This window comes from Shewanella sp. 3_MG-2023, from assembly GCF_030548765.1.
In the GTDB taxonomy this organism is placed as follows: Bacteria; Pseudomonadota; Gammaproteobacteria; order Enterobacterales; family Shewanellaceae; genus Shewanella.
This window is the reverse complement of record NZ_JAUOSH010000033.1, coordinates 1-13,946: the sequence shown is the minus strand read 5'-3', so window position 1 is coordinate 13,946 and position 13,946 is coordinate 1. Positions and strand designations below refer to the sequence as shown.

Here is a 13,946-nt window from a genome sequence, read left to right as displayed (position 1 = left end):
TATTGTTCAGTGGATTGAGCCGAAGGCTATCACGGAGTAACATAAGCTTCCATTTACAGGAGAGCTAGATGCCGCTGTTAGCAAAAATTAAAGGATCTATAGCATTTATTTGCTATGTCATAAATACGATCGTCTGGGTTACACCCATTCTAATTTTTAGTATTTTCAAACTATTACCCATTAATGTTATTCGTAAAATATGCAGTTATATTTTAGATAACTGTGCCAGTGCGTGGATCAGTGTTAATGGTGTTATCGAAGCCATTTTTCATCCCGTTACCATAAAACTAAGCGGTGATGATCAGTTTTCTGAAAAAGAATGGTACATGGTTATAGCTAACCACCAGTCATGGGTCGATATTTTAGTACTTCAGCGTGTTTTTAATCGTAAGATCCCATTTTTAAAGTTTTTTTTAAAACAAGAGCTCATATTTGTTCCCATATTAGGGCTTGCTTGGTGGGCGTTAGACTTTCCCTTTATGCGTCGTTATTCGACAGCACAATTGAAAAAGAACCCAAAACTTAAAGGTAAAGACATTGAGATTACCCGTAAGTCGTGCAACAAATTTAAGCATAAGCCTGTCAGCGTGATGAATTTCGTTGAAGGCACCCGTTTTCATCCGCAAAAACACCAAAAGCAAGCTTCGCCTTTTCAGCACTTGCTGAAGCCCAAAGCCGGTGGAATGGCCTTTGCTTTAGATGCTATGGGTGAACACATCAACAAGTTAGTTAATGTCACCATTTACTACCCTAATAAAGTGCCAAGCTACTGGGAGTATATTTGCGGCGAGTTAACTGAGGTTTATGTCGATATTCACATCTCTGATATCCCAGCGACCTTAAAAGGTGACTATAGTAATGATAGGCAGTTTAAAATTGATTTTCAGTCTCAGTTAAATCAACTTTGGCAAGAAAAAGATAAAAAAATCAGCATTATGGCTGAAGAAAACAAATAAGAGGTATTTAGCTACATGCTAGGTTTTTTACCAGGTCCAGTCATCTTTTTTATTAGTAGCAGTTTATTGATCATCAATACCACACTATGGGCAGGTCTCATTAGTATTGGTGGCGTCATTAAGCTGTTCGTTCCTGTAGTTGCAGCAAGAAACGCACTTACTCGCTTAATGAACCGCTTTATGTGGGCATGGGCAAGCTGTAATGGCGGTATTTTATTTCTCATTGCTAAAATAGAGTGGGATATTGAGGGGCTTGAAGGCCTGGATGAACGCGGCTGGTATTTGTTGATCAGTAACCATGTCAGTGGCTTTGATATTGCAGCGCAAACCTATATCTTGCGTAACCATATTCCTATGTTGAAGTTTTTCCTTAAAAAAGAGCTAATCTTTGTGCCCTTTCTGGGTTTAGGCTGCTGGGCATTAGATATGCCGTTCATGAACCGAACTAGCCCTGCTAAGCTCAAGAAGAATCCAAAACTTAAGGGTAAAGATTTACAAACCACCCGCAAGGCATGTGAAAAATTTAAGCATTTCCCAACATCAATTATTAATTATGTGGAAGGCAGCCGTTTTACTGCAGATAAACACAAGCGCCAACAGTCGCCTTATAAACATTTGTTAAGGCCAAAGGCTGGCGGCATTGCCTTTACCCTTTCGGCAATGGGCGAGCAATTTACTGGGTTACTTAACATGACCTTAGCTTATCCTGATGCTGACACAGAGAAAGGCGCTTTGTATGAGGTCATGTCTGGGCGTGTTAAAAAAATTGTGGTCAGAATTGAGCAAATGCCAGTACCTAAAGTGGATGCTGAAGATTATTTCTCTAATCCTGAAACCCGAGTTGAATTTCAGCGCTGGTTAAACCAAGTTTGGTTCGAGAAGGATCAGCAGTTAGATGGTATTTATAAAAAATACCTTAATGACACATCTACGCCCAAATAGTACTGTTTAAAATCAGCCTAAAAACACGCTTAATTGCGTGTTTTTTGTTTTTAAACCAACAAGCTTCATCAAAACAGTTAAGCCAACAACAGTTTCTCAACAAGCATAAAATCAGCAAACTTAAATGTAATTTGAAAAAAACTATATTACTCGCGTAATATGGTTATAATTCAACAATAAAAACTTTAAATCGCTGGCAACATATACAAATAAACTAGCGGTACGCCCTGTTGTAAGCATGTTTATAAATTAGATATTAATTAACAATGTGCAATTTGGCATCATTCTTTACCCATTATAATTATTACAGGTGCAGATTGAATTTACGTTTTTCCTTAGCCTTGAAAACATGCTTATGCATTTTGGTGCTCTTCACCTCAATGTCAGCTTCCGTCTATGCAATTAGCCCACTTAATGACAATCACCTGTTAGCGTTTGAACAATTTGAAGCCTCTAACGACTTAAATCAAAACTCTGTCACTAAACTGTTCAAAGATAGCTCAGGCATGTTATGGGTTGGCACTCAAGATGGCTTACACAGTTATAACGGCATTCAATTTGATGTGTTTGTTAACGACAGTAATAATCCCACCAGTATTGCCGGCAATTACATTACCGATATATTGCAATCATCTGATAGTGACTTATGGGTGGCAACCTTTTCCCAAGGACTCAGCCGTTTAAACCTCAGTAATGGTGAGTTTACTCATTTTGGGAGTGCCCAAGGGTTAACAGACTTAAAGCTAACTAAACTCACGTTAATTGATAATAGTTTGTGGATAGGGACTCAATCAGGTTTATTCACCCTATCACTGCATACCAATAAAATAGCAAAAATAAGCTTAAATAATGCTATCGATCCTCATATCACCAGTATCGCCAATATCGATGACAAATATATTTTTGTTGGCACCCAAGCCAGTGGCACTTACGCCATTGATAGCAACAACATTATCCGCTTAGATATCCCACCCAACCTGCGGGTCAATAGTATAAAAACCAGTCATGATAAAAGCGCAGTGTGGTTAGCGATTAGCAATCGACTGATCAGCTACGATCTGATTAGCGGCGAACAAACCACAATTTGGATCAATAACCAAACTAAAAAATACAATCAAATAAAAGACTTTGTCATCAATGGTGATAAACAAATATGGGCCATTGGCGCAAACGCTGGGTTAATTCAATTGGATTTAATTGGTGATACATGGCGCAGCCGCATCCATAAATACGATCCCAATAGTCGCCAATCTATTAGCGAAGACAATCTACAAAGCATCATGCTCGCAGAAGACGGTAACCTATGGTTAGGCACTCGCTACTCAGGAATTAATAAGCTTAACCTCAATCAAGTGTATTTTAACCATATTTACGAACTCCATCCTAGCAAGCCTAAAATGGCCAATATGATCCGGGCGATTTTTCGTGATGATCAGCAGCGTTTATGGATTGGCACTGAAAGCGCAGGCTTAAAACTATTTGATGAGCAGCAAGGTAGTTTTTATTACTACAACGACCTATTTGCTCAGGCCCTTAATGTACATGAAGCAGAGTACCCGTTAACTGTACATGCCATCACCCAAACCCAAGACGGTAATCTGTGGTTTGGTACTAATCACGGGCTGGCACAATTAACGCCAGATCAGCAGCTGTCATTTGTGCCTTTAGCTGATAATAGCGCTTCAGACTCGCTGCTGATCCGTAAATTTGCTCAAGATGATAGCGGCCGACTTTGGATTGCTAGTAACTACGGCTTATATTTTGTATTGCCAGGTGAAGAGGTTATTCATCAATACAATTTTGATTTTCAGACTGAATTTGTCCCCAGTAAGCGCCCAATATTGTCCCTTACTTACCATAACAACAGCCTGTGGCTCGGCACAATGGCAGGCTTAGTCAGACTAAAACCTGACACACAAGAACTCATTCTCAAAAGTCGCCAAGCAGCCGACACTAGCACACTCAGTGATAATCGTATTCGAGATTTTATTGTCACTGCCGCTGGTGACTTATTAATGGCAACCCATAGCGGCGTCGATAAAGTTATCGAAACCACTAATAACCAACTGCAATTTGAGCCCTTAAGTGAACCGTTAAAGCAGCACACGGTTTATGCCATGTTAGAAGACGATGCTCAAAACCTGTGGCTTAGTACCAATTCTGGTATCGCCAGAGTATCGACTAGTTTAGAGTATATGTTCTTCAACCCATTTGATGGAGTGCAAGCTGCGGAGTTTAACGGCGGGGTTAAATTTAACGATACTGATGGCCAGCTGTGGTTTGGCGGCGTTAATGGCATAAATCAATTTAATCCACTATTGGTTCCAGCTAAAAGACCTAACACTAGAATAGCCCTAACCAGTTATCATTTGGGTGAGCAGCATTTTCCATTATTAAATTTGCAACAGCCACCAGCATTACAAATGCCCTACTCTGATAAAACCATTGGTTTTACTGTCAGTACACTGAATTTTAATTACCCTGGGTTACAGCAACTGAGTTACAAATTAGTCGGTCACAATGATGATTGGGTTGAGTTAAATCAATCAAATGACATCAGTTTTAGCAATTTGCCGCCGAAAAAGTTTGAGCTGTTAGTGCGCTCGACCCTCACTGATAACCCCTACACAGAGCCGCCTTTTAGTATCAAATTTACTGTGGTGCCGCCATTTTACCTAAGTAAAGGCGCGTACGTCATTTATGGTATCGCCCTCATGTTGCTGCTGACATTTTTCATTTATTTAAAGCAATTAAAGCGTGAAAAACAACGTGAGTTTGAAATCAGTATCCGCGCTTCAGAAGAGCGCCTTAAACTGGCGTTATGGGCCTCAGGCGATGGTATGTGGGACTGGAATATCCGCGACAACAAAGTCTACCGTACCAATATTTTAACCTCTCAACCGTTCGCTGAAGACGATCATGCATTGATCACCAATATCCACCCAGAAGATAAAGCGAGGGTAGCCCAACTTCTCAATGACCATTTAGCCGGAAAAGCTGAGTTTTTTGAAGCTGAGTACCGCGTAGAAAAGCAGCCAGGTAAATGGATATGGCTAATGGATCGCGGCAAAGTCGTTGAATGGGACCAGCAAGATAAACCGGTTCGCATGGCCGGTACCCATAAAGATATCACCGTCAGAAAAGCAACTGAAAATGAATTAAAACTCTCAAGCCAAGTACTACACAGTATGAACGAGGCCGTAGTGGTAGGCGAACTGGATTATCGAGTCCGCACGGTCAACCCTGCGTTTAGTCGTATTACCGGTTTTGACCATAAAGCCATTGTAGGTAAACACTTCCTGTATTTAGCTTACGGCAAACAGTCGCGCGCCTTTTATCATAACGTTGAATTACAGCTGTTAAGGAAAAAGCATTGGGCGGGTGAGATTAATATCCGCACTAAAAATAAAAAAGGCATTTTGGCGTGGCTGGAGATCAATCAGGTCATCGATACTAAAGGTGAAACGAGCCACTTTGTTGCGGTATTTACTGATATTACCTCCCGTAAAAAAGCCGAAGAAGACTTACGCATATTAGCCAATTTCGATCCGCTCACCAGCTTGCCAAACCGCACCCTATTTCAAGACAGGCTTAATCAGGCCATAACCAAAGCCCATCGCTCTAAAGATATTGTGGCGTTATTCTTTTTGGATTTAGACCGCTTTAAGCACATTAATGACTCCATGGGTCATCATGTGGGGGATTTATTATTAAAAGCGGTGGCGATTCGATTGCAAAACTCGGTGCGCGATGGCGATACTGTTGCTCGTCTCGGTGGCGATGAATTTACCATTATTCTTGAAGGGCTCAGCAAAATAAAATCTGCTGCTGTTGTGGCAGAAAAAGTATTAAACGCCTTTAAGAGTCCGTTCTTATTGGATGATAAAAATATTACCGTATCACCTTCTATCGGCATTAGTTTGTACCCTAATGATGCCAGCGACAGTACCTCATTAATTAAATATGCAGATACTGCCATGTACCATGCTAAATCTTTAGGGCGTAATAACTTCCAGTTTTACACTGAAGATTTAAACCAATATGCCACCCGTCATGTAGAGCTTGAGGCAGGCCTTAAACAGGCGATTCAAAATAATGAAATGTATCTGGTATATCAGCCCAAGTTTGACATTAAAACCAAGCGGATTATTGGCGTTGAAGCCCTACTGCGCTGGGAAAGTAAAACCCTTGGATTTATCTCACCAGTGGAATTTATTCCGTTAGCGGAAGAAACCGGGATGATTAACGGCATTGGCCATTGGGCCATTGATCAGGCCTGCAATCAATTAGCTGAATGGCATCAACAAGGCTTTGAGCATATTTCTGTGGCTGTTAACTTATCAGCAAGACAACTTAAAGCCGATATTATTTCCACTATTGAAGTGGCCCTTGCGGTATCAGGGTTACCCGCCAGCGCTCTGGAGTTAGAGCTGACAGAGTCGATGATCATGGGTAACCCGCAAGACTCAGTCACAGTATTAGCCCAGCTAAAAGCCCTAGGCCTTACCATTGCCATTGATGACTTTGGTACTGGTTACTCAAGTTTAAGTTACTTAAAGCGCTTCCCTATCGATACCTTGAAAGTTGATAGAGAATTTGTCCGCGATATTATTGATGATCCTGATGATGCCGCTATTACCAGCGCCATTATTACTCTGGCCCACAGCCTTGAACTCAATGTCGTGGCAGAAGGCGTTGAAACTGAGGCGCAATTTGACTTCTTAAAGCATGAAGGCTGCGATCAAGTGCAGGGCTTTTTACTCAGTAAACCACTGACTGCTGAGGACTGTTTAGCAAGGCTAAGATTAGATAACCAGCAGGAAAAACTAGCATAGCATTAAAGCGATTCAATAAAAATCGACACAGCTAAACCCTATACTCCAAGCAATAAAAAAGGCTCAAATGAGCCTTTTTTATTGTCTGAATTTATTCAGTTTAGCTATGGCGCGACACGCTCAACACGCTTAACCCAGCCTTCAGGTCCTTCAAGCTCACCTTTTTGCAGTTGGGTAAATATTTGATAAATACGCTTGATGCAAGGGCCAACTTCACCATCACCAACTGTAACAATACGGCCATCTTCAAAGATGTACGAGCCCACTGGCGATACCACGGCTGCAGTACCAAATCCGCCCGCTTCAACAATTTCACCGGCTTCGATATCTGCGATAAATTTGTCCAGCATAATGGTTTCTTGGCGCACTTCACATCCCAATAAATGGCCAATTTCTAGCATAGATTGCGAGGTAATGGACTTTAAGATAGTGTCAGTAAACGTCGGGATAATTACAGTGCCATCTTTGAGGATATGGAAGTGGTTCATTGCGCCCACTTCCTCAATCTGCTTGTTGTTCGCATCAAGATATAACACTTGGGCAGCGCCATATTCAGCAGCGGCTTGCCCCGCTCTTAACGATGCTGCGTAATTACCGGCCGCTTTTGATGCCCCCGTGCCGCCTGATACCGCGCGGTGGAATTTTTTACTGATCAGTAATCGAATCGCTTTATTCACCCCATCAGCGTAATAAGCACCACTTGGGCTTAAGATCACGCAGAAAGTAAAGTTCAAGCTTGGGCTCACTGATAAACGATCTTCGGTAGCAAAAATAAAAGGCCGAATATATAAACATGCGCCATCTTGCATTGGAAACCACAGCCTATCGACATCAATAAGCGCATTAATGGCTTGCAGTTGAATGTCTTCAGCAAGGTTAGGAATACATAAGATATCTGCAGAGGTATTTAAACGTTGGGCATTCTTATCCAGTCTAAAGGTGTAGATTTCACCATCGTCATGCTTAAACGCTTTAGCACCTTCAAAGATGGACTGACCATAATGAAGCGCAATGGCGCCCGGGGCCATTTCAAACGGCGCATAAGGCTCAATGCGAGGGTCACACCACTGGCCATCTCGATAATCCATTAAAAACATATGATCGGTTCTGAGATTACCAAAGCCTACATTGCCTTCTGGTTTAAACTGCTCAGTACGACGCGACGATGCCGCCTTTAAATTATATTTGATGTCCATTTGCTACCACCTTAAAAACAATGCTAGCAGACTATGAATCATCAGATGTAATGTCAAGCAAATGGATAAAGTGGAGCACAATTAAGCGTCAATCGAAGTTCACAATAATTAAAACCATAAAATTAGCCGTTAAAGCATGGTAAACCGCAACAAATAAAGTTTTATCATTTCACTGAAAAAGCACAGGATGTGGCGGTTTTTAGCTTAAAACAAGCCACTCACACTGACAGATGGATAAAGCTTACAAAATAGTAGCCAAAGTCGTTCTTTTTTTAACCACTTAACGAATTTGGCTATTCCTTAAACCCCAGTCACTGCTAGAATCAGCATTCCATCCAGAAACTATTAGGACTCCCGATATGAGCCTTGAATTACTGTCCCAACTGGAAGCCAAAATCCAGGCAACTCTTGAAAATGCAGAGCTACTAAAAATGGAGCTTGAAGAAGAGAAGCAAAAGAATGCTCAATTGACTGAGACTAATCAGCAATTGCAACAAGACCTAAACTCTTGGAACGATAAAGTGAATGGCCTTGTCGGCTTACTCAATAGCGAAAGCTAAACTGTGTTAGTTTCAACATGCTGAGCTACTAGCATTTGGTTAAGCTCAGAAACAGCCTGCTTTACTTTTGGCAGGCTTTTTTTCGGCATTAAAAAACGCCCCTTTCTAAACTCTAAACACCCTAAGTCTTTTACCCAAATCACCCCAGTAAAAAAAATTCGCGCATGTTTAACGATGAGTTTAGGTGCATATACCGGAAACCTTCTCATGGAGACTCCTTTGGCTATATTTCATTTTACAACTCAAAGTTGGACAAAAAAACCGCAAAAGAGTTTCATTAAAATCGATCTTTTTCCGCTTCAAAATAAATCAATGTAAACAAAATGTAACAAGCCAGTAAAATGACGCTTGCCATTTTTTTGACACCTTGGTAAAGTGACTTCGTTACTCAGGGTAAATAACGAGCCAATTGGCTCAACACCGCACTGTTTTAAAATGCAAATTTTAAAACATGCGGTTTTTTTTTGCTCTTTTTCAGCCACTAATAAATTAAAGATACAAAAAAAGGAGCCATTGGCTCCTTTTGTCACGTGGGAGGTTAAACCCTCATGTTACTTGTCAGCTGTCGCTAAGTAATAAGCGATGTCTAATAGCTCATCGTAAGACTTAATCGCACCTGTCTCAACACGGTATTTACCGTTAACCACTAACGAAGGCACACCAGAAATTTTTGCATTCTGAGTATCACGCTTCATTTTAGACATTTGCGCATTCACCATGAAAGACTTAGCTGCTGCATCAAAATCTTTACCGTCAACACCGTTAGCAATAAACACCATACGGATATCATTTAAGTTGGTGAAGCGTTGCTTTTTGTCATGGATTGCAGCAAAAATAGCTGGTTCAACTTTCTTTTCAACATTGAGCTGATGAGCAATAGCGAAAGCACGTGACATTTCTACGCCCATATCTGCGCCAATAAACTCAACGTGTGCCTGATTAAAAGCCACACCTTCTGGAAGGGTCGCTTCAATTTTTGGTACTACAGTTTTTGAGAAGTTGTAACAATGCCCGCAAAAGAATGAGAAAAACTCAGTAATTTCAGGCTTTGATGTGGCTGGGCCTTCGTTAATCACAGTGTAGTGCACACCTTCTTTATAGTCTGCTGCGGTTGCCGCCATTGGGGCTAATAGTAACGCTGCAGCCATTAATAATGCTTTTTTCATCTTGTTTCCTTTAGTATGCAATCTCAATTATGCCGTAGCATAGTTAACGCTAATTTATCTAAATCTATAATAATGTAGATTATCTCTTATGCTCAAGACCTTATCAGGATCATTTGTAACAATCTACGTTATGGTTTGCCAATTACTCAATTAAAAACTCATCAAGCTTAATGGCTCTTCATCCAGCGCTGAAAGTTGCTCTTTAAACGCTAATGTTTGCTGTTCCCAGTATTTGATATCACCAAACCATGGAAAGTTCCTTGGAAAAGCAGGATCTTGCCAGCGTTTTGTTAGCCAGGCATTGTAATGGATCATTCTCAATGCCCGCAGCGGCTCAATCAGCTTAAGTTGCTTGTGGTCAAAATCACAAAACTCCTCATAGCCTTCAAGTAATACATCTAGCTGTAATAACCGTTGGGCTCTATCACCAGTGAGCATCATCCAAATATCTTGCACCGCAGGTCCTTGGCGAGCATCATCTAAGTCAACAAAACCTGGGCCATCTGGGGTCCATAAAATATTGCCTGGATGCAAATCACCATGAAGCCGTAATGTCGGAAATTGATGCTGCGCCAATACAAACTTGGCCTTGGCCAACACTTGCTGCGTGACAGTGAAAAACTGCTGACTAATGGCCTCAGGCACTTGCCCTGACTGCTGTAAATATTGCAGCGCATCATCCCCTAAAATTTGGCAGCTTAAGGGCTCACGATATTGAAAGCTCTCTTTACTAGCATATTGATGTATCCGGCCAATAAAGCGACCAACTGCTTCAAGTTGATCAAGGTTATCCACCTCAAATGCGCGGCCACCAATAGAGGGAAATAAAGTAAAACGATAACCTTTAAATTCATGCAGGGTTTTACCCTCAACAATCACAGGTACTGCAATGGGGATATCTTCAGCAGCTAACGCGAGTGCGTAATCATGCTCCTCTTGAATTTGATTATCACTCCAGCGATGGGGGCGATAAAACTTCACCACATAACGATTACCGCGATCGCAGCGAAATTGATACACCCGATTTTCGTAACTATTTAACGCCAGCAACCCCGTTTCAGGATAGATGTTAACACTCTCAATGGCATCGAGAATTAAATCAGGCGTTAAGGCTTGATAATGAAAGCAAGCCTCGTCAGCACTAGCCTTTGGCGCGATATCGTTAAGATGTGATTCCGCTTCTATTACATTACCCGACTTTTCCTGACTATCGATATCTTCGTCATTATCTAGATAGTCGTTGTCAGCATTGTCATTATTCATGTGTATCCTTTACCGCATTGGCAGTGATCAGCGGTTGTAGCAAGGTGATTAAATATTCTAGCACTTCAAGATCGGCTTCTACTTCCGTTGATATCCAACAAATATCGCCGTAAAACTCATAGTTAAGCCACAGCTGACTGCCTTCAAAATTAAGCTGCCATTGGTGCCTATCTGCGCCCCATAAGCGATCGCGAATATCACAATCCATTGCCAAGGCTAAGGGCTCAGCAAACGCTTCAAACTGCTCAAAATCTATTTCTGCTGAAATTAAAATGCTCAGCGAGGCTTTATCTAATTGCACCGAACGCAATAACATGATGTTCCTTTAAATAAGTTGCTTAAATACCTTGTTACTATGACTGACTAGCTACTACAAGACATGATTAAGCCTTGTCCCCATTGGGGTGGTCTATTGGCATAATGGTCTAATTCTGGTTGCTCAGCATAGGGCTGAGTTAACAGAGTATGCAGCTCTAACAATTTACTATTGTCGCCTTCTTCCACCGCCACTATGGCTTCTTGGGCTAAGTAGTTGCGTAAAATATACTTGGGATTCACACTATTACGCTGTGCTTGCCATTGGTCAATATCATCAACCTTTCCAACCCGCTGCTGATAACTTTTATACCAGTCGTCAAATTTGGGTCTATCGATTATCTCATCACTAATATTGGCGTGGACACTGGTTATGTCTAACTGACCAAACGCCCTGAAAGTATTGGTATAGTCCAATAAATTATGCTGTAACACATGGCAAAATCGGCCAATGAGATCTAAGTCGGTTTTATCTTGCTCTTGGGCTTGCGCCGTGGTTTGCTCACTGACACTCAAGCCCATTTTAGCGCGCATGAGCAGTAAATATTGCTGCACTAACTCAGCTTGATAAGTATTCAGCACAGCCACTAAATCATCTGACTCAATGACGGGCGTTAATGCTTGGGCTAAACGTTGCAGGTTCCACAGGCCAATGCCAGGTTGCTGACCAAAGGCATAACGGCCCTGGGGATCGGAGTGATTACAAATAAAGTCTTCTTTAAAAGTATCTAAAAAGGCAAATGGGCCAAAATCAAAGCTGTCACCAAGAATCGACATGTTATCAGTATTAAGTACCCCATGAGCAAAGCCTACCGCTTGCCAGTGGCCGATTAAAATAGCAGTATCTTTTACTACTTGGGTAAACCAGGCTTTATAGCCTTGATAATCTTGAGTTAAATGCGGGTAATGCTGCTTAATGGTGAAGTTTAGTAACTGAATTAGTTTATCTTTACCACCTTGGTCGCTATGGCAAAAATACTCAAAGTGACCAAAACGAATATGGCTTTTGGCTAAACGCACTGTAATCGCCGCAGTTTCTTGTGATTCACGCCATACCGGTAAGTCAGAGCCAATCACCGCTAATGCTCGGGTGGTCGGAATCGATAATGCCGCCAAGGCCTCGGATGCTAAAAACTCCCTTACCGCGGAACGCATAACCGCCCGACCATCACCACTGCGAGAATAAGGTGTTGGCCCAGCCCCTTTTAAGGCCACATCCCAAGCTGACGCGTTATTAGCTGTTTTACTTGTAGCATTAGGGTTTGCCTGCGCTTCGCCGAGAATAATTGAGCGCCCGTCCCCTAATCGTGGGCTATAACCACCAAATTGATGGCCACTGTAAACTTGCGCATAGTAACTTGCCCCAGGCATAGCGTGATTACCTGACAGTTGCAGCAGTAATTCATCATCACCTTGGGCGTTAAGTTGGCCTCTTTGCGCGCCAATTAATTTGGCGGCGTCATCACTCCAAGCCAGCCAATGGGGTTGACTGATAGGCAATGGATAGACCTGCGAATAAAAGCCTTCCAGTTGTTCAAAATAATCCTGTTTAAACTGCATTTAACCTGTTCCTTGGGTCTACAATAGCCTGATGGCGAAGGCTAATAACTCACTACTGGCAAGGTTTTATTGACAGATAATGACATTGTCATCATTGACTTGGCATAACTGTTTGCATTGATAGCCTTTATCAATGGCAACCGGTATTGCGGTGGCATTTTCTAGCTGGTTAGCATCCAGTGGATGGCTGTTTTTGCCGCTTAATCTCAGCATGCCCTTGGCTTTAGCTTGGCATTGTTCAAGCGTATCGTAATAACCTGCTATAAATTTGGCGTTGATGGGTTGCTGCGGCGCTTTGGCTTCATCCGCATAATAAAACAGTGTCCATTCTGGGGTACGAATACAGCCGGTTAGCCCCATGATAGCCATGAATAAAAACAGCGTATTACGCATTTTACGATTCATCATTTAAACCTCTTTAAGCATGCTTATTTTCACCCTAAGTTGCACTTTTAATCTCAATATTTAGCTACAGGATTCCAGTAGCTACATTCAGTTCCAACACTTTTAGGGCAATAAAAAAGCGAACCTAAGTCCGCTTTTCCATACGATAGTGCCATTGTACTAGATCATGGTAAAACCTAATAACCTAAATCATGGTTAAAGCCAATTACCTAGTCTTATTCAATTCACTTAATTACTCGCTTTAGATTTTGCTTTCTCGATACGCTTAATTCGACCTTCAAAACCGGTAACAGTTCCATCTGTTAATTGATAATCAATGGCCTGCTGACAGACTTCAATGGCTTTATCAAATTGCTTAGTATCATTGAGCATGGTTGATAATTGCATAAAGCCTATGCCTTTATCATCTGCAGCAGTGGCGTTTTGCTGGCGATACTGTTGATAAGCTAACTGATAACGCTGGGTCAAACCTGCGCCGTATTGGCAGTAATCAGCTTGTTTACGTAACTTGTAACTGTGACTAATAATACTGAGTAAACTCAGATGCTGGGCCTGTAGTTCAGCACTTGCATCATATTGGCAAACTAAAGCCGTAAATGCATCACTTGCCCATGCACCTGTTGCAGGTAAAGCCGCTGTAATAGGTTTATTCTCTGGCTCTGGCTCTGGCTCTGGCCCTGGCTCTGGCTCTGGCTCTGGCTCTGGCTCTGGCTCTGGCTCTGGCTCTGGCTCTGGCTCTGGCTCTGGC

11 protein-coding genes and 1 pseudogene are annotated in these 13,946 nt (G+C 41.8%); 4 read left to right on the top strand and 8 right to left on the bottom strand.

Annotation, left to right across the window (positions count from 1 at the left end):
* Positions 1-68 precede the first annotated feature (68 nt).
* The 3 genes from Q4591_RS16515 to Q4591_RS16505 all read left to right on the top strand — a co-directional run bounded on the left by Q4591_RS16515 (position 69) and on the right by Q4591_RS16505 (position 6,733).
* Positions 69-956, top strand: a complete 888-nt coding sequence (locus Q4591_RS16515) for an acyltransferase (protein WP_102440073.1) — start codon at positions 69-71, stop codon at positions 954-956.
* Positions 957-971: 15 nt separating this feature from the next.
* Positions 972-1,898, top strand: a complete 927-nt coding sequence (locus tag Q4591_RS16510; RefSeq protein WP_303461957.1) for an acyltransferase — start codon at positions 972-974, stop codon at positions 1,896-1,898.
* A gap of 380 nt (positions 1,899-2,278) precedes the next feature.
* The gene (locus Q4591_RS16505) at positions 2,279-6,733 is read left to right on the top strand and encodes an EAL domain-containing protein (protein ID WP_303461955.1); all 4,455 of its coding nucleotides are present in this window, start codon (positions 2,279-2,281) and stop codon (positions 6,731-6,733) included.
* A gap of 104 nt (positions 6,734-6,837) precedes the next feature.
* Here the strand turns inward: Q4591_RS16505 and Q4591_RS16500 are convergent, their stop codons facing one another.
* Positions 6,838-7,929, bottom strand: coding sequence for a branched-chain amino acid aminotransferase (locus Q4591_RS16500; protein ID WP_102440076.1), 1,092 nt, complete (start codon positions 7,927-7,929; stop codon positions 6,838-6,840).
* Positions 7,930-8,288: 359 nt separating this feature from the next.
* Here Q4591_RS16500 and zapB point away from each other — a divergent pair, with 359 nt between their 5' ends.
* Positions 8,289-8,489 (top strand): cell division protein ZapB, encoded by a 201-nt coding sequence (gene zapB, locus Q4591_RS16495; RefSeq protein WP_055026159.1) that lies wholly within the window; start codon positions 8,289-8,291, stop codon positions 8,487-8,489.
* Here zapB and Q4591_RS16490 read toward each other — a convergent pair.
* From Q4591_RS16490 to Q4591_RS16460, 7 genes and pseudogenes are all read right to left on the bottom strand, one after another.
* Entirely contained in the window at positions 8,486-8,698 is a 213-nt protein-coding gene (locus Q4591_RS16490) for a DUF1107 domain-containing protein (RefSeq protein ID WP_102530838.1), read from the bottom strand. The genes zapB and Q4591_RS16490 overlap by 4 nt on opposite strands.
* Before the next feature lie 342 nt (positions 8,699-9,040).
* The gene (locus Q4591_RS16485; RefSeq protein WP_102440079.1) at positions 9,041-9,655 is read right to left on the bottom strand and encodes a thiol:disulfide interchange protein DsbA/DsbL; all 615 of its coding nucleotides are present in this window, start codon (positions 9,653-9,655) and stop codon (positions 9,041-9,043) included.
* A gap of 150 nt (positions 9,656-9,805) precedes the next feature.
* Positions 9,806-10,918, bottom strand: coding sequence for a serine/threonine protein kinase (locus tag Q4591_RS16480; RefSeq protein ID WP_303461952.1), 1,113 nt, complete (start codon positions 10,916-10,918; stop codon positions 9,806-9,808).
* A complete protein-coding gene (locus Q4591_RS16475; protein ID WP_102440081.1) occupies positions 10,911-11,234 on the bottom strand; it encodes a DUF3630 family protein in 324 nt (107 codons plus the stop codon). The genes Q4591_RS16480 and Q4591_RS16475 overlap by 8 nt, the downstream gene beginning before the upstream one ends.
* Before the next feature lie 47 nt (positions 11,235-11,281).
* Positions 11,282-12,793, bottom strand: a complete 1,512-nt coding sequence (locus tag Q4591_RS16470) for a YdiU family protein (protein WP_102440082.1) — start codon at positions 12,791-12,793, stop codon at positions 11,282-11,284.
* A gap of 66 nt (positions 12,794-12,859) precedes the next feature.
* Positions 12,860-13,201 carry a hypothetical protein gene (locus Q4591_RS16465; protein WP_102475785.1) on the bottom strand — a complete coding sequence of 114 codons (342 nt, stop codon included), beginning with the start codon at positions 13,199-13,201 and terminating at the stop codon, positions 12,860-12,862.
* Positions 13,202-13,426: 225 nt separating this feature from the next.
* Positions 13,427-13,946, bottom strand: a pseudogene (locus Q4591_RS16460) (hypothetical protein); the annotation flags it as partial.